Below are 21,265 nucleotides of genomic sequence, written 5' to 3'. Positions count from 1 at the left end.
CTGGCTTGCCAGCGAAGAGGCCCGTCAGCCAATAAAGGTCCTACTTGGCAGCCACTTTCTCGGACTTGCCGTCATAACGCTTACGCCACTCGGTCAAAATCTCATCACGGTTCTTCGACGCCCAGGCAAAGTCATTCTTGATCAAGCGTTGCTCGTAATCCGCCGGCAATTCGGTCTGGGGCTTGGCGATACCCGGCTGAGCCAGGACCGCGAAGTTCTCTTTATATAGCTCCATCGCCGCCGGGCTTGCCGAGAAGTCAGCCAGTTTCTTCGCCGCTTCTTCATGCTGCGTGCCCTTGATCACGGCAGTCGCTTCGATCTCCCAGCCCAGGCCTTCTTTCGGCAGGATGATGTCCAGCGGCGCACCCTGGCGTTTCAGCTGAACAGCCGGGTATTCAAAGGAAATGCCGATCGGGAATTCGCCCGCCGCCGCCAGTTTGCAAGGCTTGGAACCGGAGTGAACGTACTGGCCGATGTTCTGGTGCAGGTCGTCCATGTACTGCCAGCCCTGCTTCTCGCCGAAGGTTTGCAGCCAGGCGCTGACGTCGAGGAAACCGGTGCCGGACGAGGCCGGGTTAGGCATGACGATCTTGCCTTTGTACTCAGGCTTGGTCAGGTCCTGCCAGCTCACCGGTTTGGTCAAACCTTGTTTCTCGGCTTCGACGGTGTTGAAGCAAATGGTTGCGGCCCAGACGTCCATGCCGACCCAGGCGGGCGGGTTGGCAGCGTCGCGGTAGTTGCCGCCGATCTTGCCCAGGTCCTTCGGCGCGTAGCTTTGCAGCATGCCTTGCTGATCGAGAATGGCCAGGCTCGACGCGGCCAGGCCCCAGACGGCGTCAGCCTGCGGGCGGGCTTTTTCGGCCAGCAGCTTGGCGGTGATGATCCCGGTGGAATCGCGCACCCACTTGATCTCGACGTCCGGGTTGGCCTTTTCGAAGGCGTCCTTGTAGGTCTTCAGTTGTTCGGCTTCGAGGGCGGTGTACACCGTCAACTCGGTTTTCGCCGCGAAGGCGTTCAGGCTGAAAGCGGTGAGGACAGCAGCGGCCAGGGCCAGGGGCTTGAACATGATCGTTTTCCTGTTTGAGTTGAAGGATTGGAGCGAATCAATTGCCGGGCGCGGTCTGCCGCCAGGCTTGGGAGCGACGCAGCAACCCGCGCGAGGCCCAGGCCAGCAGCAGGGACACGCCCGCCGAGGTGAACAGAATCAGGGTCGACATCGCTGCCGCACCGCCGACGTTGCCGGCGTCGTCCATATTCAGCACTGCCACCGCCGCGAGGATGGTGTCGGGGCTGTAGAGGAAGATCGCCGCCGAAACGGTGGTCATGGCCGAGACGAACAAGTAGCGCACGATGTCCAGCAGCGCCGGCAGGCAGATCGGCACGGTGACCCGCAGGTAGTGCCGATACAGCGGCGCCTTGAGCGACAGCGCGGCGGCTTCGAACTCGGCGTCGAGTTGGCGCAGCGCGGTGGTCGCGGTCATTTGCGCGGTGGTCAAATAGTGCGCAATGGTGCAGACCACCAGCAGGGTCATGGTCCCGTAGAGCACATGCAGCGGGTTATCGGTGAGGTTGAAGAAGAAGACATAACCCAACCCCAGCACCAGGCCCGGCACCGCCATCGGGACGAAACTGAGCATGCGCAGGGTCAGGTTCAGCCCGCGTTGGCCCTTGGTTTTTTCCATCAGGTAGGCGCCGGTGAAAATCAGCACGCTGCCGATCAACGCGGTGCACAGGGCCATCTTCGCGCTGTTGCCATAGGCCAGCCAGCCGCCGCCCGCCGTGTCGTTGAATTGATAATGGTTGAGCGACAGCGACAGGTTGTACGGCCAGAATTTCACCAGCGACGAGAACACCGCCATGCCGAACACCAGCAGCAACGCCGCGCAAATCAGCAGCACGATCGCCAGGTAGCAGCCATCACGCAGCTTCGACGGCGCCGGCTTGAACACTTGTGCCCGACCGCTCATGGAGTCGCCGTGACGCCGACGCAACCAGGCGTCGACCCCGAAGCTGAACAGCGCCGGCAGCAGCAGGACCATGCCGATCAACGCGCCGCGACCGAATTGCTGCTGGCCGACCACGGCTTTGTAGGCTTCCAGCGCCAGCACTTGATAGTCGCCACCGACCACCACGGGCACGCCGAAATCGGTGATGGTCAGGGTAAACACCAGGCAGAACGCCGCGAACACCGCCTGACGTGTCGCCGGCCAAGTAATGCTACGGAAGGCTTTTGCCGGACTGGCGCCCATGCTGGAGGCGGCATCGAACAGTCGCGCATCCGCCAGGGACAGCGCCGACAGCAGAATCATCAAGGCGTGTGGGAAGGTGTAGATCACCTCACCGAGCACAATGCCCCAGAAGCCGTAGATATTGTCCGAGAGCAAACCGCGCAACATGCCCTGGTTGCCGAACAGATAAACCAGCGCAATCCCCGGCAGCATCGACGGTGCCATCAACGGCAACAACGACATGCCACGCCAGATGCCTTTGCCGGGAATCAGGGTGCGTTGCAGGGCGTAGGCAAACAGATAGGCCAGCGGTACGACAATCGCCGCGACGCTGACGGAAACTTTCAGGCTATTGCCGAGCAACCAGTGGAAATTCGCGCTGGTCACCAGTTCACGGGCAGCCACCCAACCACCGCCCTGCCCGGCTTCAGAACTGAAGCCACGCCAGAAGATCGCCAGCAACGGCATCAACACGGCGACGCCGAGCAACACCAGCAAAAGGATTTTGCCGCCGACCACGAACACCCGGTCGCCGATCTCGGCACGGGAGGTCTGCCGAACCTGCTTGTGCGGTATCGGCAGCGCGATGTTCGCGCTCATCAGGCAAACACCTGCAGGCTGCGTGGCGGCAAGGCGACCATGATCTGCTGGGCGCCGAGGCGCGGCATGGCTTCCGGGGCGAGTTCGGCCAGCAGCGGATGGCCGGGCAGTTGGTCGAGTTCGAAGCTCATGCGGCAACGGTTGCCGAGGAAGGTGATTTCGCGGACCTTGGCCGGAAACAGGTTTTCTTCATGCACCACAGGGTTGACGTTGATCGCTTCGGGGCGGCAGAACAGACGACCCGATGTGGTTTTGGCACTGCCATCCGCGAGGCGCATGCTCATTCCGCCGACCTGCGCATGGCTGTCACTGCTGCGGCTGAAGGGCAGCCAGTTACCCTGGCCGACGAACTCCGCCACGAATGGCGTCGCCGGGCGGTCGTAGATTTCCTGAGGCGTGGCGTATTGCTCGACCTTGCCGTTGTTCATCACGGCGATGCGGTCAGCCATCAGCATCGCTTCGTCCTGATTATGCGTGACCATCAAGGTGGTGATGCCGAGGTTGCGTTGCAGTTGGCGCAGTTCGGTGCACAGGTGCTCGCGGACCCGGGCGTCGAGGGCCGACATCGGTTCGTCCAGCAGCAACAACGAAGGCGCCGGGGCCAGGGCGCGGGCCAGTGCGACCCGTTGCTGTTGGCCGCCAGACAATTGGCCGGGATACTTTTTCTCACTGCCGATCAGGCCGACCAGTTCCAGCATCTGACCGACGCGCTGGCGCACTTCATCGCGACCGCTGCCGGCGAGGCCGTAGGCAATGTTCGCTTCGACGGTGAGATTGGGGAACAGCGCGTAGGACTGGAACAGAATGCCGTAGTCCCGAGCCTGCGGTGCCAGGTGGGAAACGTCGCGATTGCCGAGGTACAACTCGCCGCTGTCCTGTTTCTCCAGACCGGCGATGCAGCGCAGCAAGGTGGTTTTGCCGCAGCCCGACGGGCCGAGCAGACACACCAACTCACCGGCCGCGACGTCGAGGGAAACGTTGTCCAGCGCGGTGAACGCGCCAAAGCGTTTCTGCACGCTGCGCACCCGCATCGGGGCGCCGGGGTTGGTCAGGGCTGTTGCGATCGAATGGTTCATGGACGGACCTCATCAAGCAGATGAAGCTCATCCTAGGGATGTAATGCGTACGTCATGTGGCAGTGAGGCAAAAACGGCCGATAGTGGTATTTGGGGATTTTGGTTGAGGTGGTTCGTTGTCCGGACTGGCGCCATCGCGGGCAAGCCCGCTCCCACAGGTTTTACACAATCCTGTGGGAGCGGGCTTGCCCGCGATGAGGCCATGACTGACGACCAGGATTTTAGGCCGGGGCCATTTCCTGCGCCAACCCCAGAAACGCCGCCGGCAGCCGCGCACCTTTTCGCTCCTTGAGGCAGTACAGATACTCGGGAATCTGCGGCGCATTCTCGATGGTCAGCACGCGCAATTGCGGATCATGCGGCACTTCCTGCCGGGCAATGATGCTGATGCCGATATTGCGCAGGACCGCCTCGCGGATCGACTCACGGCTGCCAATCTCCAGCAGCGGCCCGAAACTCACCCCGGCGCTAGCTAATAACTCTTCCGTCAATCGACGAGTCGTCGAGCCCGACTCGCGCATCAACAACGTATGCCCGGCCAGCGCACTGAGCGGCACGTGATCGTGAATCGCCAACGGATGATTGCGGTGCACTGCCAGCACCAGCGGATCGCTGCCGAGCACCCGGCGGATCAGCCGTGCATCGTCGAGTAACTGCGATGAGGCCGCGACATCGACCCGGTAATCCTCCAGTGCTTCCAACACCTGCTGCGAGTTGCCTATTTCCACCGACACTTCCACTTGCGGCAGACGCTCGCGGAAGGTCTTCACCAGATCGAGGATGTAATACGGCGCCGTGGCGGCAATGCGCAACGTGCCCTGAACCTGCCCACTGTTACGCAGGAAGAACTCGATATCGGCTTCCTGCTGCAACAGCGTCTTGACCATCGGCAGCAACCGCGCACCTTCGTCGCTGACGGTGAGGCGGCGGCCGCCGCGGTAGAACAGTTCAACCGAATACTGACTTTCCAGGTGCCGAATCTGCGTCGTCACGGTGGGCTGGCTCAGGCCGAGCTTTTTTGCCGCCAGGGTAATGCTGCCCAAACGGGCAACCATGTAAAACGCCTTCAGCTCGGCACTCAGCACACCGTTCCCTCATCCTTTATTTACGCAGCAGGCGCAAACCGTTGAACACCACCAACAGGCTCACGCCCATGTCGGCGAACACTGCCATCCACATGGTGGCGATCCCGGCGAAGGTTACCCCAAGAAAGATCGCCTTGATGACCAATGCGAGGGCGATGTTCTGTTTGAGGATACTTGAGGTCTGCCGCGACAATCGGATGAAAGCCGGGATCTTGCGCAGATCGTCGTCCATCAGGGCGACATCAGCGGTCTCGATGGCGGTATCGGTGCCGGCAGCGGCCATGGCGAAACCGATCTCGGCCCGCGCCAGTGCCGGGGCATCATTGATGCCGTCGCCGACCATGCCGACGTTGTGGCCCTGTGCATAAAGCGCTTCGATGGCTTGCAGCTTGTCGGTCGGCAGCAGGTCGCCCTTGGCCTCGTCGATGCCCACTTGCGCGGCAATCGCCTGCGCGGTGTGGACGTTGTCGCCGGTGAGCATCAGGGTTTTGATGCCCAGGTCGTGCAGTTGCTGGATCGCCTCGCGGCTGGACTCTTTCACCGTGTCCGCCACGGCGAACAGCGCCAAAGGGCCGGACTGATCGAGCAACAGCACCACGGACTTGCCCTGTTTTTCCAGCGCGAACAGCGTTTCTTCCAGCGCCGGCGAGCACAGGTTCAGCTCTTCCACCAGACGGTGGTTGCCCAAGTGATAGGTCTGACCGTTGATGTCACCGCGGACCCCACGACCGGCCAGCGCTTCGAAGTTATCTACAACCAGCGAGGTGAATTGTTTATCCACCGCCGCATTGGCGATGGCCAGCGACACCGGGTGATCCGAACGACCGGCCAGTGCCGCCGCAATGGCCGGGGCGGTTTGCTCGGCGGTGGGATCGAGGATCAGGTAATCGGTCTGCACCGGTTTGCCGTGGGTGATCGTGCCGGTCTTGTCCAGCGCCAGGTAATCGAGCTTGTAACCGCCCTCCAGGTAGACGCCGCCCTTGACCAGAATCCCTTTGCGCGCCGCTGCGGCGAGACCGCTGACGATGGTTACTGGCGTAGAAATCACCAGCGCACACGGGCAGGCCACGACGAGCAACACCAGCGCCCGGTAGATCCAGTCGAACCAGACCGCGCCCATGAACAGCGGCGGAATGACCGCGACTGCCAGGGCAAGGATGAACACCGCCGGGGTGTAGATTTTCGAGAAACTGTCGACGAAACGCTGGGTCGGCGCCCGCGCGCCCTGGGCCTGTTCGACGGCGTGGATGATTCGCGCCAGGGTCGAATTGTTCGCCGCAGCGGTCACGGCGTACTCAAGCGAGCCGGACTGGTTGATGGTGCCGGCGAACACCTTGTCGCCCACGGTTTTCTCGACCGGCAGGCTTTCGCCAGTGATCGGTGCCTGGTCGATGGTCGAACTGCCGGACACGACTTCGCCGTCCAGACCCACCCGTTCGCCCGGACGAATCCGCACCCGCGCGCCCAGCTCGATGGTTTTGACGTCTTGTTCAATCCAGCTGCCGTCAGCCTGCTGCACCGTCGCCTGCTCCGGCGTCATCTGCATCAGGCCGCCGATGGCGTTGCGCGCGCGGTCCAGGGACTTGGCCTCGATCAACTCGGCCACGGTGAACAGGAACATCACCATCGCCGCTTCCGGCCACTGGCCGATCAGGATAGCGCCCGTCACCGCGATGCTCATCAGCGCGTTGATGTTCAGGTTGAGGTTTTTCAGGGCAATCCAGCCCTTCTTATACGTACCGAGGCCGCCGCTGAGGATCGAGACCAGCGCAATGATCGCCACCACCCAGTTCGGTGCAGCGTCGGTGAAGTGGATGACTTCGGCTGCCAGCGCGCCAACACCGGACAGCGCCAACGGCCACCAGGGTTTTTTCTCGGGCGCCGGGGCTGGCGCTTCAACGCCCTGCTCCAGCGGCTCGGCCTGCATGCCGAGCGACTTGATGGCGTCGATGATCGGCGCGGTGCTCGGCAGGTCGTGGGTCACACCCAACACCCGGTTGATCAGGTTGAATTCCAGTTGTTGCACACCCGCGAGCTTGCCCAGTTTGTTCTGGATCAGCGTCTGTTCCGTCGGGCAGTCCATGGCGTCGATGCGGAAACTGCTGAGCCGCGCGCCGGCGGTCGGCGTGTCGCTCAACTTGATCAGCGACGGTGCCGCCACTTTGGCGGAACAGCAGGAATCCCCGTGGCTGCCGTGATCGTGCTTCTGCACAGGCTGCAGCTTGTGGCTGTGATCGTGATCGTGATCGTGATCGTGATCGTGATCGTGATCGTGATCAGCCTCGGGTTTGTGGGTGTGAAGGGAATCGCTCATTGGTCGCGTCCATAAAGGTGCCTGTTGCCAAGTAAAGACCCTGTAGCCACTATAGGGTCAAGCACCCATTTGGAGATTGCCGTCATGAAGATCGGAGAACTGGCGAAACTCACCGATTGCGCCGTGGAAACCATCCGTTACTACGAACGCGAAAGCCTGCTGCCGGAGCCGGCCCGCAGCGACGGCAACTACCGCGTGTACACCCAGGCCCACGCCGAACGCCTGACCTTCATCCGCAACTGCCGCACCCTCGACATGACCCTCGAGGAAATCCGCAGCCTGCTGGCATTGCGCGACAGCCCGCAGGATCAATGCGAAAGCGTCAACGCGCTGATCGACGAACACATCCACCACGTCAAGGCGCGGATCGATGGCTTGCTGGCCTTGCAGGCACAACTGCTCGACCTGCGCCAACGCTGTGGCGAAGGGCCGGATATCGAGCAGTGCGGGATTTTGCAGCGGCTGGAAGTGAGTGGCGGGGTTGTGGCGACGGAGGTTGAGCATTCCCATGTCGGCCGCAGCCACGGGCACTAGGCACTCCAAAAAACCTGTGGGAGCGGGCTTGCCCGCGATGACGGCGGCACATCCAACATTAATGTGACTGACAAACCGCTATCGCGGGCAAGCCCGCTCCCACAGGTTCAGTGGTAGATTGTCAGACCGCCATCGGCGCGGTCATTGGGGCGTGGTGTTCGTAGCCTTCCAGCGAGAAATCGCTCGGTTCGATCAACTCCAGCCATTCCGGCTGGTACACGCCGGTCTTGGCAAATTCCGGCACACGGTCGCTGATCACCAGTTTCGGCATCGGGAACGGCTCGCGCTTGAGCTGTTCGTTGAGCATGTCCAGGTGGTTTTCGTAGACGTGCGCATCGCCGATGAAATAGGTGAACCAGCGCGGCGTGTAACCGGTCAGGCGACCGATCAGGCTCAGCAGCGCGGCGCCTTCGGTGAGGTTGAACGGCGTGCCCAGGCCCAAATCATTGGAGCGGATGTAGAGGGTCAAGGAAATCTCTTTGGTCTCGACATTCGGATGGAACTGGTACAGCAAGTGGCACGGCGGCAAGGCCATTTCATCGAGCTGGGCAACGTTCCAGCCGTGGAACAGGATGCGGCGGCTGCCCGGGTCTTTGATGATGGTGTCGATGCACTGGCGAATCTGGTCGATCGCCTTGTACAGCACCACGTAGGCCTGACCGTCTTCTTCGCCTTCAGCGATCTGCCGATAGCCTTGCTTCAGGGTTTGCTCGATGGCGGCCGGGTTGCTGACCGGGATCTGCTTGTACGCCGGCCATTTGCGCCATTGCACGCCGTAGATTTCGCCGAGGTCGTCTTCGCCCTGGCGGAACGGGTTGGCCAGCCACTGGGCGTTTTCGTTGGCGTTCTGATCCCAGACCTTGCAGCCCAGCGCGCGGAATTCGGCGGCGTTGTTCACACCACGCAGAAAACCGCACATCTCGCCGATGGCTGATTTGAAGGCCATCTTGCGCGTGGTGATCGCCGGGAAACCTTCCTTCAGGTCATAACGCAGCATCGCGCCAGGAAAACTGATGGTGTTCACGCCCGTGCGGTTGGCATGTTTGGTGCCGTTCTTGATGACGTGGGCGACCAGTTCGAGATATTGCTTCATGAATTACCTGTGTCCTTGAACCCGGAGCCGTCGCCCCGGGGTTCGAATTTATACGGCAGCCGCTGGAGCAGCCGGGGCGCGGCGATACGCCAGCCAGATCAGGAACAGCCCGCCGACGATCATCGGTACGCAAAGCACCTGCCCCATGGTCAGCCAGTTCCAGGCCAGATAGCCCAGTTGCGCGTCCGGCACGCGGACGAATTCGACGATGAAACGGAAGATGCCATAGAACAGCGCGAACATCCCGGACACCGCCATGGTCGGCCGCGGTTTGCGCGAGAACAGCCAGAGGATGGCGAACAGCGCCACGCCTTCCAGGGCGAACTGATACAGCTGCGACGGGTGACGCGGCAACTGCGCCGGATCGCTGAACGGCGGGAAGACCATCGCCCACGGCACGTCAGTCGCCTTGCCCCACAACTCGGCGTTGATGAAGTTGCCGATGCGCCCGGCACCCAGGCCAATCGGCACCATCGGTGCAACGAAGTCCATCAGCTGGAAGAACGACTTGTTGTTCTTTTTACCGAACCACAACGCCGCCAGCATTACGCCGATGAAGCCACCGTGAAACGACATGCCGCCCTTCCACACTTCGAAAATCAGCGTCGGGCTGGCGAGGTAAGCATGCAGATCGTAGAACAGCACATAGCCCAAACGGCCGCCGACGATAACGCCCATCGACATCCAGAAGACCATGTCGGAGAGTTTCTCCTTGGTCCAGGTCGGGTCGAAGCGGTTCAACCGGCGCGACGCCAACAGCCAGGCGCCGCCGATGCCGATCAGGTACATCAGGCCGTACCAGTGGATTTTCAGCGGACCGATGGCCAGGGCCACCGGGTCGATCTGCGGGTAAGGCAGCATTGCGACTCCTCGTTAGAGTTGAAAGCTTCAAAATTCCCGGGGGACGCTGCCACCTCAGGATTAAGCCAGGATTGTGCCGGGCGTCAGAGCAGGAAATTCAGCCCCACGCAGAACAGCAAAGCGGCGAACAGTCTTTTCAGCAAGCGCGGCGACAAGTTGTGCGCCAGTCGCGCACCGAAGCGGGCGAAGACCATGCTGGTCAGGGCGATCCCCAGCAGCGCCGGTAAATAAATAAAACCGAGACTATGGGCCGGCAGCAATGGATCGTGCCAGCCGATAATCATGAAACTTAATGCACTGGCCAGGGCGATCGGCAAGCCGCAGGCTGACGACGTCGCCACCGCTTGCTGCATCGGCACGCTGCGCCAGGTCAGGAACGGCACGGTCAGCGAGCCGCCGCCAATCCCGAAAATTGCCGAGGCCCAGCCAATCACAGTGCCAGCGATGGTCAGACCGACTTTCCCCGGCACCGTTCGGCTGGCCTTGGGTTTGAAGTCCAGTGCCAGTTGCACGGCGATGACCAGCGCAAACACGCCAATGATTTTTTGCAGGTTCGGCCCGGAGATCGCTTCAGCGGTCAGTGCGCCGAAACCGGCGCCGATCAGAATGCCGAGGGTCATCCAGGCAAAGATCGGCCAGCGCACGGCACCGCGGCGGTGATGCTCGCGCACCGCGTTGACCGAGGTAAAGATAATCGTCGCCAGGGACGTTCCGACCGCCAGGTGGGTCAGGATCGACGCGTCGAAGCCTTGCAAGGTGAAACTGAACACCAGCACCGGGACGATGATGATCCCGCCGCCGACCCCGAACAGCCCGGCCAGCACGCCTGCGCAGGCGCCTAGCGCCAGATAGAGCAGAAATTCCATGGTATTTCCCCGCCCATCCCCAAAACCGGAGCGGCATGGTAACGGATGCACGGCCTCAAGCTCTACTGTGCAAGGCGATGGATCGACAGACGATGACTGCGTAGAGTGGGCAAAAAACACACAAGGACCACCTTATGTGCCTGATTGTTTTCGCCTGGCGACCCGGCCACGCGCAGCCGCTGATCGTCGCGGCCAACCGCGACGAATTCTACGCCCGGCCCAGCCGGCCCCTGGCGCAATGGCCAGAAGCCCCGCATGTCTATGCCGGTCGCGATCTGGAAGCCGGTGGCACCTGGCTCGGTGTCGGCGCCAATGGCCGCTTCGCCGCGCTGACCAATATCCGCGATCCCCATCAACCACCCGCGCGAAAGTCGCGAGGCGAACTGGTCGCGCGATTTCTCACCGGCGAGATGCCGATTGACGACTATTTGAGCGACGTTGTCGAACGTTCGCTGGACTATGCCGGGTTTAACCTGCTGGTCGGCAATGCCAACGAGCTGTGGCACTTCAATGCTCGGGAGACTGAGGCGGTGATGTTGGCGCCGGGGGTTTATGGGTTGTCCAACGCGGGGCTGGATACGCCTTGGCCGAAGTTGCTCAAGGCGCGGACGGCGTTGAGCGAGGTGCTGGACGATCCACAGCCTGAGGCGTTGTTGGCGATTTTAAATGATTCGCAGACGGCGCCGTTTGCCGAGTTGCCGGACACCGGGGTGGGCCTGGCCACCGAGACGTTGCTGTCGAGTGTGTTTATCGCCAGCCCGACTTATGGGACACGGGCGAGTACGGCGTTGATTGTTCAGGCGGATGGAACGCGGGTGATGGTCGAAAGGAGTTTCGGGCCGTATGGCGGGCATCTTGGGGAAGTGGATATGTTGATTTAGCCGTTGCCTGGACTGACGCTATCGCGGGCAAGCCCGCTCCCACAAGGTTTTGTGGTGTGACATAGATAGCATTCACACCGGAGATCCCTGTGGGAGCGGGCTTGCCCGCGATGGGGCCATCAGCCTTTTAAAGAGTCTTGACCGAAGCCGGATTGATCATCCGCGCCAACCCAAGGTTCTTCAGCGCCAATTGCAGCGAGCTGTGGATAACTTGCGGGTTGTCGATGGTCATCAACTCCGCCAACAGTTCCTTGGCCCTGCTCAGGTTGATCTGGCGCAGCATCCACTTCACTTTCGGCAAGTTGGTGGCGTTCATCGACAGGCTGTCGAAGCCCATCGCCATCAACAACACCGCCGCCGCCGGATCACCCGCCATCTCGCCGCAGATACTCACCGGCTTGCCTTCGGCATGCGCATCGCGCACCACGTTTTGCAAAGCTTGCAGCACCGCCGGGTGCAGGTAGTCGTAGAGATCGGCCACCCGCGGGTTGTTGCGGTCCACCGCCAGCAGGTACTGGGTCAGGTCGTTGGAGCCAACCGACAGGAAGTCCACTTGCCGCGCCAGTTCCTTGGTCTGATACACCGCCGCCGGAATCTCGATCATCACGCCAATCGGCGGCATCGGCACGTCGGTGCCTTCATCGCGCACTTCGCCCCAGGCCCGGTGAATCAGGTGCAGGGCTTCTTCCAGCTCATGGGTGCCGGAGATCATCGGCAGCAGAATCCGCAGGTTGTTCAAGCCTTCGCTGGCCTTGAGCATGGCGCGGGTCTGGACCAGGAAGATTTCCGGGTGGTCGAGCGTCACGCGAATGCCGCGCCAGCCGAGGAACGGGTTGTCTTCCTTGATCGGGAAGTACGACAGCGACTTGTCGCCGCCGATGTCCAGGCTGCGCATGGTCACCGGTTGCGGGTGGAACGCGGCGAGTTGCTCGCGATAAATCGCCAGTTGCTCTTTTTCACTCGGGAAGCGCTGGTTGATCATGAACGGCACTTCGGTGCGGTACAGGCCCACGCCCTCGGCACCGCGCTTCTGCGCCCGCGCCACGTCCGCCAGCAGGCCGGTGTTGACCCACAGCGGCATGCGGTGGCCATCGAGGGTCACGCACGGCAAGTCCCGCAGCGCATCCAGCCCGAGGGCCAGTTGTTTCTCTTCCTCGACCACTTCGGCGAACTGCTTGCGCAGCACTTCGCTGGGGTTGGTGTAGACCTCGCCGTGGTAGCCGTCGACGATCATCTGGATGCCGTCGACTTTCGAGTACGGCAGATCGACCAGGCCCATCACCGTCGGGATGCCCATGGCGCGCGCCAGGATCGCCACGTGGGAGTTGCCGGAACCGAGTACCGAAACCAGACCGACCAGCTTGCCTTCCGGCACCTCGCCGAGCATTGCCGGCGTCAGTTCTTCGCTGATCAGAATGGTGTTGTCGGGGTAGACCAGCGTCTGCTGACGCTCTTCCTGCAAGTACGCCAGCAAGCGGCGGCCAAGGTCCTTGACGTCCGAGGCGCGCTCACGCAGGTAGGCGTCGTCCATCAATTCGAAACGGTTGACGTGCTCGGTGACCACCTGACGCAACGCGCCCTGGGCCCACTGGCCGGTCTTGATCACCGTGGTGATTTCGCTGCCCAGCGAGGCATCGTCGAGCATCATCAGGTAGACGTCGAACAGCGCGCGCTCTTCCGGGCGCAGCTGGTTGGCCAGTTTGGCGGACAAGGCGCGCATGTCGGCGCGCACGCCTTCGAGGGCGGTCTTGAACGGCCCGAGCTCGGCCTCGATGTCGGTGATGGTCTTGTCCGGCCCCACGCCCAGACCGGGGGGGGGCGGCATGACCACCGCCGGACCCCCCGCCGCACCCCGCGGACCCGGGACGCCCACGAACTTGGCTTCCTGGATGCCCTTGCCCCGACCGCCCCGGCCACGGGTCGCACCGGGGGCTTCGGCATGGGCGATAACGCCGGCGAGCTGCGCGCTCATGGTCACGAGGAAGGCTTCTTCACCTTCATCGAACTGGCGACGTTCTTTTTGCTGAATGACCAACACGCCGACAACGCGGCGGTGGTGAATGATCGGTGCCCCGAGGAATGAGGCGTAGCGTTCTTCACCGGTCTCGGCGAAGTAACGGTAGCGCGGGTGATCCGCGGCGTTTTCGAGGTTCAGGGGTTCTTCACGCGTGCCGACCAGGCCGACCAGACCTTCGTTGGGTGCCATGCTGACTTTGCCGATCGAGCGCTTGTTCAAGCCCTCGGTGGCCATCAGCACGAAGCGGTTGGTCTCAGGGTCAAGCAGGTAGACCGAGCAGACCTGGCTGCCCATGGCCTCTTTGACGCGCAACACAATAATCCCCAACGCCGCCTTGAGATCCTTGGCGGAGTTAACTTCCTGGACGATCTTGCGCAGCGTATTGAGCATGGCTCGGGGTCGAACTCCGTCGTCAGTCGCGCGTTAAAAGGCGCGGGGCAAGCTCTTTGAGAGCGCGTCGATACACCTCGCGCTTGAATGTCACCACCTGGCCCAACGGATACCAATAACTGACCCAGCGCCAGCCATCGAATTCCGGTTTACCGGTCAAATCCATCCGCACCCGCTGCTCGTTGGAGATCAGGCGCAGGAGAAACCATTTCTGTTTCTGGCCGATGCACAGCGGTTGGCTGTGCGTCCTGACCAGACGTTGCGGCAAACGATAGCGCAACCAGCCCCGGGTGCAGGCGAGAATTTCAACATCTTCGCGTTCCAGGCCCACTTCTTCGTTCAACTCGCGGTACAAGGCGTCTTCCGGCGTCTCCTGGGGGTTGATCCCTCCCTGTGGAAACTGCCAGGCATCTTGATTGATACGGCGAGCCCATAGCACCTGGCCGGCATCATTCGTGAGAATGATCCCGACATTGGGGCGGAAACCATCGGGGTCGATCACGGCAACAACCTCGCAAACGCATGTCGCCGCATTGTTCCACAAAGGTTGTGAAGGCAGCAACGAGCCGGCCAACCTTATGTGCACTCTTGTGAAAAGTCCGTATTCTGGACGCCTTTCTACAGACTTTTCAGCGAGTAACTGCAATGCGGCTGGCTTTATTCGACTTGGACAACACACTTCTGGGCGGTGACAGTGACCACGCCTGGGGCGATTACCTGTGCGAACGCGGCTTCCTCGACGCCGTCGCCTACAAGGCACGCAACGATGAGTTCTACCAGGATTACCTGGCCGGCAAGCTCGATAACGATGCCTACCTGAACTTCTGCCTGGAAGTGCTCGGTCGTACCGAAATGGCCACCCTGGATCAATGGCACCGCGACTACATGCGCGATTGCATCGAACCGATCGTGCTGCCCAAGGCCATCGAACTGCTGGCCAAACACCGTGACGCCGGCGACAAACTGGTGATCATCACCGCCACCAACCGCTTCGTCACCGGGCCGATTGCCCAGCGTCTGGGCGTCGAAACCCTGATTGCCACCGAATGCGAAATGCAGGACGGCCGTTACACCGGACGCAGCACCGACGTGCCCTGCTTCCGTGAAGGCAAGGTGACGCGGTTGAATCGTTGGCTGGAAAAAACCGGGTATTCGCTGGAAGACAGTTATTTCTACAGCGACTCGATGAATGATCTGCCGCTGCTGGAGCAGGTGACGCATCCGTTCGCGGTCGATCCTGATCCGAACTTGCGGGCCGAGGCCGAGAAGCGTGGCTGGCCGGTGATTTCGTTGCGCGACTGAAGACGCCTTCGCGGGCAAGCCTCGCTCCTACAAAGGCTCATCGCCGTACTGTAGGAGCGAGGCTTGCCCGCGAAGGGGACGCCATGGTTTCACACATTAAACCGGCTTGGCACCCATCAACCCGGCAATGGCGATAAAGCAGACGAAGCTGAACAACGCCAAGGCAAAGGTGAACTTGCCACTGCCTCCCGGCGCAGTGCGCAGCGTGTTAAGCCGCACCAACAACCAGAACCAGCCCAACGCCGCCACGGTGTACAGCACGCTGGAAGCCAGCAACCAGGTCTGCCCCAGCGGCCAGCCCACCAGATGCACCATCCACCACCCCGTGAACGGCATGCTCAGCAGCGCCAGCCCCATCAGCAGCCAGATGAACACGCGTGGCCGTTGCAGCGTTCGAGCGTGAGCCGTCGCATCACCGTTGCGCCGCGTGCGCCACACCCAGATCGCCAACCCCAGCGCGCTGAGCAACAGCAGCACCGTCGCCACGACATGCGCCACTTTCAGGGCGGTTAACGTTTCCATTGTTCGAGTTCCTTATAGCCTGCCCATCAGCGTAGCCGCTCAGCCGAGAAACAGCAGATAGGCCGGGTTGTCGCTTTCGTCCCAGTACGGGTAGCCGATTTCTTCCAGCGCTGCGGGCACCAGATGGCGTTCGTCGTGAGGCACTTGCAGGCCGGCGACCACACGACCATCCGCCGCACCGTGGTTGCGGTAGTGGAACATCGAGATGTTCCAGCGCCCGCCAAGCTTGTTGAGGAAGTTGAACAGCGCACCCGGACGCTCCGGGAATTCGAAGCGCAGAATCACTTCATCGACGACATGTGCCGCACGGCCGCCGACCATGTGGCGGATGTGCAACTTGGCCAGTTCGTTGTCGGTCAGGTCGATCACCGGGAAACCCTGATCGCTGAGGCTGGCGATCAGCGCACTGCGTGGGTCGGTATCGGGATGCGTCTGCACGCCAACGAATATGTGCGCTTCGCTGCCGGTGTTGTAGCGGTAGTTGAATTCGGTGATCTGGCGCTTGCCGATGGCTTCGCAGAACGCCTTGAAGCTGCCCGGTTTCTCGGGGATGGTCACGGCGATGATGGCTTCACGGCCCTCGCCCAGCTCGGCGCGCTCGGCGACATGGCGCAGGCGGTCGAAGTTGACGTTGGCGCCGGAGTCGATGGCCACGAAGGTGTGCCCGGTGACGCCGTTCTGCTCGACGTACTTCTTGATCCCGGCCACGCCCAAGGCGCCGGCAGGTTCAGTGATCGAGCGGGTATCGTCGTAGATGTCCTTGATCGCCGCGCAGATCTCGTCGGTGCTGACGGTGATCACGTCATCGACATAGTCTTTGCAGATGTCGAACGTGTGCTGGCCAATCTGCGCCACCGCGACGCCGTCGGCGAAGATGCCCACGGTCGGCAGCACCACCCGCTCGCCCGCGGCCATGGCGGCTTGCAGACAATTGGAATCGTCTGGTTCGACGCCGATGATTTTGATTTCCGGGCGCAGGTACTTCACGTACGCCGCGATGCCGGCGATCAGCCCGCCGCCGCCCACCGGAACGAAGATCGCATCCAGGCGCCCGGGGTGCTGGCGCAGAATCTCCATGGCCACCGTGCCCTGCCCGGCAATGGTGTGCGGATCATCGTACGGGTGAATGTAGACGTAGCCTTTTTCGTCGACCAGTTTCAGCGAGTAGGCCAGGGCTTCGGGGAACGAATCCCCGTGCAGCACCACTTTGCCGCCACGGGAACGCACGCCTTCGACCTTGATCTCGGGCGTGGTCTTGGGCATGACGATGGTGGCTTTCACGCCCAACACCTTGGCCGCCAGGGCCAGGCCTTGCGCGTGATTGCCCGCCGAAGCGGTGACCACGCCGCGAGCGCGTTCTTCGTCGCTCAGCTGAGTGAGCTTGTTGTAAGCGCCGCGAATCTTGAACGAGAACACCGGCTGCAAGTCTTCACGCTTGAGCCAAATATGATTGCCCAGCCGCTCGGAGAGCTGGCGAGCAGTCTGCAATGGGGTTTCTACGGCAACGTCATAAACGCGCGAGGTGAGGATCTTTTTGACGTACTGTTCGAGCATCGGAAAGCATCACTGAGCGGGTTGGGCAGGGCCAAGGAGTCTAACCCGCCTTCCGACCGCACGACCACACCTGTAGGAGCGAGGCTTGCCCGCGAAAGCGATCTTACAGTCAACATTTATGCTGGGTGTGCCGGCCTCTTCGCGGGCAAGCCTCGCTCCTACAGGTACCCGGGGCGGGGTGCAGGCTTTAGTCACGACCTGCCAATCGGGCAATGCCCTTCCCCGCCCCGACGCCTATAATGCCGGCCTTTCGTTCCCCTCTTCGGCACCTCGGAGCCCGCATGACTCAGGATCAACTCAAACAGGCAGTGGCTCAGGCCGCCGTCGACTTCATCCTTCCGAAACTCGACGACAAGAGCATCGTCGGTGTCGGCACCGGCTCCACCGCCAACTGCTTCATCGATGCCCTGGCCCAGCACAAGGGCGCATTCGACGGCGCCGTCGCCAGTTCCGAAGCCACCGCCGCCCGCCTCAAGGGCCACGGCATTCCGGTGTATGAGCTGAATACGGTCAGCGACCTGGAGTTCTACGTCGACGGCGCCGATGAAAGCGACGCGCACCTGAACCTGATCAAGGGTGGCGGCGCAGCCCTGACCCGCGAGAAAATCGTCGCGGCCGTGGCCAAGACCTTCATCTGCATCGCCGACGCCAGCAAACTGGTGCCGGTGCTCGGCGCGTTCCCGCTGCCGGTCGAAGTGATCCCGATGGCCCGCAGCCACGTGGCCCGCGAGCTGGTGAAGCTGGGCGGCGACCCGGTTTATCGTGAAGGCGTACTGACCGACAACGGCAACATCATCCTCGACGTGTTCAACATGCAGATCACCAACCCGGTGGAACTGGAATCGCAGATCAACGCGATTGTTGGCGTGGTCACCAACGGTTTGTTTGCGGCGCGTCCGGCAGATTTGCTGTTGCTGGGCACCAGCGAAGGCGTGAAAACCCTGCGCGCTGAGTAATTCAGACACGCCGATAAATCTGTGGGAGCGGGCTTGCCCGCGATGAGGCCATCACATTCAACATCATTGTTGAATGATAGACCGCTATCGCGGGCGAGCCCGCTCTCACAGTTTTTGGGGTGTTGGTTAGGGTTGCGCTGGTTTTTTGAAGACGTAGAACAGGTTCGGCTCGCTCACCAGGTACATCGTACCGTCGTCATCCATGGCGATCCCTTCTGCTTGCGGCACGGTTTTCTGTAAACCCTGGCGGCCCTTGTTCAATGACATGGTGCTCAGCGGGCGTCCGTCTATATCCAGCTCCAGAATCAGCCGCGATTCATCCGACAGCGCCAGCAGATGGCCGCTGCGCTCATCGTATTGCAGGCTCGACAGGTCCCGCACGAACATCCCGGCATCGCGCTTGGGGTTGTTGACCACGTGCACTGCGTAGGACTTTTCCGGGTTGTAATGCGGAAAACCCTGCACTTCGTAGATCAGCATCGGGTCGCGTTCCTTGGCGACAAACAGCCGCTTGCCCACCGAATCGTAGGCCAACCCTTCAAAACCCTTGTTGCCGCTCATGTGCACGCCAAGGGTCATCTGCTCGGCATCCGCCGCGTCGAGGAAGGTGGTGCCCTTTTCCAGATGAATCTTGATCAGTCGATGCTGGTGCTCGTCGGTGATCACGTACGTGTCGGCGCTGATGAATTCCACCGCCTCCGGGTCGCCGAAACCGACCAACGCGATGCGCCGAATAATCTGCCCGTCCAGCGACAGCTCGATCAGCTCGGAGTTTTTGTTGGTGACAGTGAACAGGCTTTTGCGCACCGGATCGAATGTCAGTGCCGACACATCATCGTCCAGGCCCTCGATGACTCGCGCCTCGACGGCGACCTGATACTGATCCAGTCCAATGGACAGCGTGCTCGTTGGCTGCCAAAGCGTCTGCAGATTGAACCAGGCGCGCTCGAACAGGCGCATGTACTGACCGATCGCGATCAACACAATCAGCGCAATCACCGACAGGATCAGTAGCAGGGGTTTGGGGCGGGCAAATCGACGCATTAGGGCGGGCTCGAATACAAAACAGGCGGATGAAATATCACGCCTGTCTGAATTGAAGCTTAATGGCCAGATGCCTTCGACCACAACTTCCGAATTGAACCCGTGCAGGAGCGGCCGAAGGCTGCGATCTTTTGATCTTGATACTAAAAAATAAAAGTCAAAAGATCGCAGCCTTCGGCAGCTCCTACAGGAAGGTAGGGTCTATTTCTGCTTTTCGAAACGGTAGAACAGGTTTGGTTCGCTCACCATGTACAGCGTGCCAGCCTCGTCAATGGTCACGCCTTCGGCGCGCGGAATGGTGTTTTTCAGGCCATTGAAGCCGCCCAGCAGGCTGATGAAACTGACCTGCTCGCCCTTTTTGTCCAGCTCCAGCAGCAGGTGAGAGTCAGCGGACAGTACCAGCATGTGGCCGGTCCGAGGGTCGATGGCCAAGGCCGACAGGTTGCGCATGTCCAGCGCATGACTGGCCAGCTTCACCTTGTCACCGATAAGCGTCTTGCCATCACCTTTCCAGGAGAACAACGCAGGCGGTCGCTCTTCACCCAGCAGCATGTGCTGATTGCGCGAGTCCCAGACGACGGCTTCGAAAGCCTTGTTCTGGCTCTTCGAAGGACCGAGATCGTATTTCGGGAAGTTGGCGATGTTCAACTCGCGGGTATCGGCATCGACCTTGACGATGGAGAGCATGTGCTCGCGCTCATCAACAATGGCCAACAGACCGTTGCCCATCACGGTCACCCCTTCCGGGTTGCTCCAGCCCACCAGCGGCATTTTGCGCAGGACATCGCCCTGCAAGGTCAGCTCGACCAGGAACGGTTTATTGCCCATGACGGAGAACAAGGTTTTGGTCTGCGGATCGTAGGCCAGGTCGGAGGCTTCGTCCTTCTCCATGCCCGGAAGCACTTTGGCATCGATCACCGCCCGGTAATCCGGTAGCCAGACACTCTCCTGGCGCACGGCCGGGCTTTCGAAACGTTCCCGCACCCAGAGCACCCCACGATCATCCCAATGCATGGCAAACGCGAGGCCATACACGGCGGCGGCTACCAGCAAAAGCCAGGAATACCAGCGCATGGCAAAGCGTGAGCGGCGGGCAGATTTCAGCGTAGGCAGCGGTTGAGTGGCCATCGGGGAATGCGTTCCAGAAATTCAGGTATGTGTAGGAGCTGGCTTGCCAGCGAAGAGGCCATCAAATTCAACATTGATGTTGGCAGACCGGCCGCCTTCGCTGGCAAGCCAGCTCCTACAGGGGTTTTGCGTTGGTTAGCGGACGCTGCTGGTGAAACTGCTGGCGCCTGGCAGCTCCAGGACAATCTCGTCACCGACATTCAGCGGACCAACGCCCACCGGCGTACCGGTCAGGATCACGTCACCGGCCTGCAGCGAGAAACAGCCGGCCATGTGCTGGATCATCGGCACGATCGGGTTGAGCATCGCGCTGCTGTTGCCATCCTGGCGAACTTCACCGTTGATGGTCAGGCGGATACCGATGTCGGTCAGGTCGGCGAAGGTGCCGCCGGACACGAACGGCGCAATCACTGCCGCACCGTCGAAGGACTTGGCGATTTCCCAAGGCAGGCCTTTGGATTTCAGCTCGGCCTGCTTGTCGCGCAGGGTCAAGTCCAGGGCCGGGGCGAAACCGGAGATGGCGTCGAGCACTTCTTCGCGGCTCGGCTTGGTCGACAACGGCTTGCCGATCAACACCGCGATTTCCGCTTCGTAATGCACCGAGCCACGCTCGGTCGGAATACTGAAACCGCCTTCCAGCGGCACCACGCAACTGCCTGGCTTGATGAACAGCAGCGGTTCGGTAGGCACCGGGTTGTCCAGTTCCTTGGCGTGTTCGGCGTAGTTACGGCCGATGCACACCACTTTTCCCAGCGGGAAGTGAATACGCGTACCGTCGACATACTGGTGCTGATAGCTCATAACCGACTCCTGT

Annotated in this window: 19 protein-coding genes; 4 read left to right on the top strand and 15 right to left on the bottom strand. The window is 61.3% G+C overall.

From position 1 onward, the window contains the following. Positions 1 to 40: 40 nt before the first annotated feature. The 5 genes from AEQ67_RS29585 to AEQ67_RS29565 form a co-directional block, all read right to left on the bottom strand. Complete coding sequence (locus AEQ67_RS29585; RefSeq protein ID WP_059407303.1) at positions 41 to 1,066, bottom strand: putative 2-aminoethylphosphonate ABC transporter substrate-binding protein; 1,026 nt, start codon at positions 1,064 to 1,066, stop codon at positions 41 to 43. A 37-nt stretch (positions 1,067 to 1,103) separates the two neighbouring features. Next, the gene (locus tag AEQ67_RS29580; RefSeq protein ID WP_059407302.1) at positions 1,104 to 2,828 is read right to left on the bottom strand and encodes a putative 2-aminoethylphosphonate ABC transporter permease subunit; all 1,725 of its coding nucleotides are present in this window, start codon (positions 2,826 to 2,828) and stop codon (positions 1,104 to 1,106) included. After that, a complete protein-coding gene (locus tag AEQ67_RS29575) occupies positions 2,828 to 3,904 on the bottom strand; it encodes a putative 2-aminoethylphosphonate ABC transporter ATP-binding protein (RefSeq protein WP_059407301.1) in 1,077 nt (358 codons plus the stop codon). The genes AEQ67_RS29580 and AEQ67_RS29575 overlap by 1 nt, the downstream gene beginning before the upstream one ends. A gap of 221 nt (positions 3,905 to 4,125) precedes the next feature. Then, positions 4,126 to 4,989, bottom strand: a complete 864-nt coding sequence (locus AEQ67_RS29570) for a LysR family transcriptional regulator (protein WP_059407300.1) — start codon at positions 4,987 to 4,989, stop codon at positions 4,126 to 4,128. Positions 4,990 to 5,005: 16 nt separating this feature from the next. Next, entirely contained in the window at positions 5,006 to 7,303 is a 2,298-nt protein-coding gene (locus tag AEQ67_RS29565) for a heavy metal translocating P-type ATPase (RefSeq protein WP_059407299.1), read from the bottom strand. Between the two features lie 84 nt (positions 7,304 to 7,387). On the opposite strand from AEQ67_RS29565, the gene cadR reads away from it, so the two are divergent. Further along, positions 7,388 to 7,837, top strand: a complete 450-nt coding sequence (gene cadR, locus AEQ67_RS29560) for a Cd(II)/Pb(II)-responsive transcriptional regulator (protein WP_059407298.1) — start codon at positions 7,388 to 7,390, stop codon at positions 7,835 to 7,837. Positions 7,838 to 7,958: 121 nt separating this feature from the next. Here the strand turns inward: cadR and AEQ67_RS29555 are convergent, their stop codons facing one another. The 3 genes from AEQ67_RS29555 to AEQ67_RS29545 all read right to left on the bottom strand — a co-directional run bounded on the left by AEQ67_RS29555 (position 7,959) and on the right by AEQ67_RS29545 (position 10,657). Continuing rightward, positions 7,959 to 8,930 carry a thymidylate synthase gene (locus AEQ67_RS29555; protein WP_059407297.1) on the bottom strand — a complete coding sequence of 324 codons (972 nt, stop codon included), beginning with the start codon at positions 8,928 to 8,930 and terminating at the stop codon, positions 7,959 to 7,961. A gap of 48 nt (positions 8,931 to 8,978) precedes the next feature. Then, positions 8,979 to 9,791 carry a prolipoprotein diacylglyceryl transferase gene (gene lgt, locus AEQ67_RS29550; protein ID WP_059407296.1) on the bottom strand — a complete coding sequence of 271 codons (813 nt, stop codon included), beginning with the start codon at positions 9,789 to 9,791 and terminating at the stop codon, positions 8,979 to 8,981. 83 nt (positions 9,792 to 9,874) lie between these two features. After that, positions 9,875 to 10,657, bottom strand: a complete 783-nt coding sequence (locus AEQ67_RS29545; RefSeq protein ID WP_059407295.1) for a sulfite exporter TauE/SafE family protein — start codon at positions 10,655 to 10,657, stop codon at positions 9,875 to 9,877. 134 nt (positions 10,658 to 10,791) lie between these two features. Between AEQ67_RS29545 and AEQ67_RS29540 the strand changes: the two genes are divergently transcribed. Further along, positions 10,792 to 11,538 (top strand): NRDE family protein, encoded by a 747-nt coding sequence (locus AEQ67_RS29540; protein ID WP_059407294.1) that lies wholly within the window; start codon positions 10,792 to 10,794, stop codon positions 11,536 to 11,538. A 127-nt stretch (positions 11,539 to 11,665) separates the two neighbouring features. Here the strand turns inward: AEQ67_RS29540 and ptsP are convergent, their stop codons facing one another. Both ptsP and AEQ67_RS29530 read right to left on the bottom strand, forming a co-directional pair. Further along, a complete protein-coding gene (gene ptsP, locus AEQ67_RS29535; protein ID WP_059407293.1) occupies positions 11,666 to 13,945 on the bottom strand; it encodes a phosphoenolpyruvate--protein phosphotransferase in 2,280 nt (759 codons plus the stop codon). A gap of 22 nt (positions 13,946 to 13,967) precedes the next feature. After that, complete coding sequence (locus AEQ67_RS29530) at positions 13,968 to 14,447, bottom strand: RNA pyrophosphohydrolase (protein ID WP_007945562.1); 480 nt, start codon at positions 14,445 to 14,447, stop codon at positions 13,968 to 13,970. Positions 14,448 to 14,590: 143 nt separating this feature from the next. On the opposite strand from AEQ67_RS29530, the gene AEQ67_RS29525 reads away from it, so the two are divergent. After that, the gene (locus AEQ67_RS29525) at positions 14,591 to 15,247 is read left to right on the top strand and encodes an HAD family hydrolase (RefSeq protein WP_059407292.1); all 657 of its coding nucleotides are present in this window, start codon (positions 14,591 to 14,593) and stop codon (positions 15,245 to 15,247) included. Positions 15,248 to 15,343: 96 nt separating this feature from the next. Here AEQ67_RS29525 and AEQ67_RS29520 read toward each other — a convergent pair whose 3' ends face one another. Then, positions 15,344 to 15,769 carry a DUF2269 family protein gene (locus AEQ67_RS29520; RefSeq protein ID WP_059407291.1) on the bottom strand — a complete coding sequence of 142 codons (426 nt, stop codon included), beginning with the start codon at positions 15,767 to 15,769 and terminating at the stop codon, positions 15,344 to 15,346. A gap of 39 nt (positions 15,770 to 15,808) precedes the next feature. Then, positions 15,809 to 17,323: a threonine ammonia-lyase, biosynthetic gene (gene ilvA / locus AEQ67_RS29515; protein ID WP_059407290.1), complete on the bottom strand. Its 1,515-nt coding sequence runs from the start codon at positions 17,321 to 17,323 to the stop codon at positions 15,809 to 15,811. Positions 17,324 to 17,604: 281 nt separating this feature from the next. Here ilvA and rpiA point away from each other — a divergent pair, with 281 nt between their 5' ends. Further along, complete coding sequence (gene rpiA / locus AEQ67_RS29510; protein WP_059407289.1) at positions 17,605 to 18,279, top strand: ribose-5-phosphate isomerase RpiA; 675 nt, start codon at positions 17,605 to 17,607, stop codon at positions 18,277 to 18,279. 126 nt (positions 18,280 to 18,405) lie between these two features. Here the strand turns inward: rpiA and AEQ67_RS29505 are convergent, their stop codons facing one another. From AEQ67_RS29505 to AEQ67_RS29495, 3 genes are all read right to left on the bottom strand, one after another. Further along, the gene (locus tag AEQ67_RS29505) at positions 18,406 to 19,323 is read right to left on the bottom strand and encodes an SdiA-regulated domain-containing protein (protein WP_059407288.1); all 918 of its coding nucleotides are present in this window, start codon (positions 19,321 to 19,323) and stop codon (positions 18,406 to 18,408) included. 201 nt (positions 19,324 to 19,524) lie between these two features. Next, positions 19,525 to 20,451, bottom strand: coding sequence for an SdiA-regulated domain-containing protein (locus AEQ67_RS29500; RefSeq protein WP_059407287.1), 927 nt, complete (start codon positions 20,449 to 20,451; stop codon positions 19,525 to 19,527). Positions 20,452 to 20,586: 135 nt separating this feature from the next. Then, positions 20,587 to 21,252 carry a fumarylacetoacetate hydrolase family protein gene (locus AEQ67_RS29495; protein WP_059407286.1) on the bottom strand — a complete coding sequence of 222 codons (666 nt, stop codon included), beginning with the start codon at positions 21,250 to 21,252 and terminating at the stop codon, positions 20,587 to 20,589. Positions 21,253 to 21,265 lie beyond the last annotated feature (13 nt).

Origin of the sequence: Pseudomonas sp. RIT-PI-q (genome assembly GCF_001297125.1) — a bacterium.
Classification (GTDB): Bacteria; Pseudomonadota; Gammaproteobacteria; order Pseudomonadales; family Pseudomonadaceae; genus Aquipseudomonas.
The sequence above is the reverse complement of the archived record's forward strand: the minus strand, read 5'-3'. Positions and strand labels throughout refer to the sequence as shown.

Coding starts and splice junctions, on each gene's coding strand:
- AEQ67_RS29585 (WP_059407303.1), bottom strand. CDS start 1,066: ATGTTCAAGCCCCTGGCCCTGGCCGCTGCTGTCCTCACCGCTTTCAGC.
- AEQ67_RS29580 (WP_059407302.1), bottom strand. CDS start 2,828: ATGAGCGCGAACATCGCGCTGCCGATACCGCACAAGCAGGTTCGGCAG.
- AEQ67_RS29575 (WP_059407301.1), bottom strand. CDS start 3,904: ATGAACCATTCGATCGCAACAGCCCTGACCAACCCCGGCGCCCCGATG.
- AEQ67_RS29565 (WP_059407299.1), bottom strand. CDS start 7,303: ATGAGCGATTCCCTTCACACCCACAAACCCGAGGCTGATCACGATCAC.
- cadR (WP_059407298.1), top strand. CDS start 7,388: ATGAAGATCGGAGAACTGGCGAAACTCACCGATTGCGCCGTGGAAACC.
- AEQ67_RS29555 (WP_059407297.1), bottom strand. CDS start 8,930: ATGAAGCAATATCTCGAACTGGTCGCCCACGTCATCAAGAACGGCACC.
- lgt (WP_059407296.1), bottom strand. CDS start 9,791: ATGCTGCCTTACCCGCAGATCGACCCGGTGGCCCTGGCCATCGGTCCG.
- AEQ67_RS29545 (WP_059407295.1), bottom strand. CDS start 10,657: ATGGAATTTCTGCTCTATCTGGCGCTAGGCGCCTGCGCAGGCGTGCTG.
- AEQ67_RS29540 (WP_059407294.1), top strand. CDS start 10,792: ATGTGCCTGATTGTTTTCGCCTGGCGACCCGGCCACGCGCAGCCGCTG.
- ptsP (WP_059407293.1), bottom strand. CDS start 13,945: ATGCTCAATACGCTGCGCAAGATCGTCCAGGAAGTTAACTCCGCCAAG.
- AEQ67_RS29525 (WP_059407292.1), top strand. CDS start 14,591: ATGCGGCTGGCTTTATTCGACTTGGACAACACACTTCTGGGCGGTGAC.
- AEQ67_RS29520 (WP_059407291.1), bottom strand. CDS start 15,769: ATGGAAACGTTAACCGCCCTGAAAGTGGCGCATGTCGTGGCGACGGTG.
- ilvA (WP_059407290.1), bottom strand. CDS start 17,323: ATGCTCGAACAGTACGTCAAAAAGATCCTCACCTCGCGCGTTTATGAC.
- rpiA (WP_059407289.1), top strand. CDS start 17,605: ATGACTCAGGATCAACTCAAACAGGCAGTGGCTCAGGCCGCCGTCGAC.
- AEQ67_RS29505 (WP_059407288.1), bottom strand. CDS start 19,323: ATGCGTCGATTTGCCCGCCCCAAACCCCTGCTACTGATCCTGTCGGTG.
- AEQ67_RS29500 (WP_059407287.1), bottom strand. CDS start 20,451: ATGGCCACTCAACCGCTGCCTACGCTGAAATCTGCCCGCCGCTCACGC.
- AEQ67_RS29495 (WP_059407286.1), bottom strand. CDS start 21,252: ATGAGCTATCAGCACCAGTATGTCGACGGTACGCGTATTCACTTCCCG.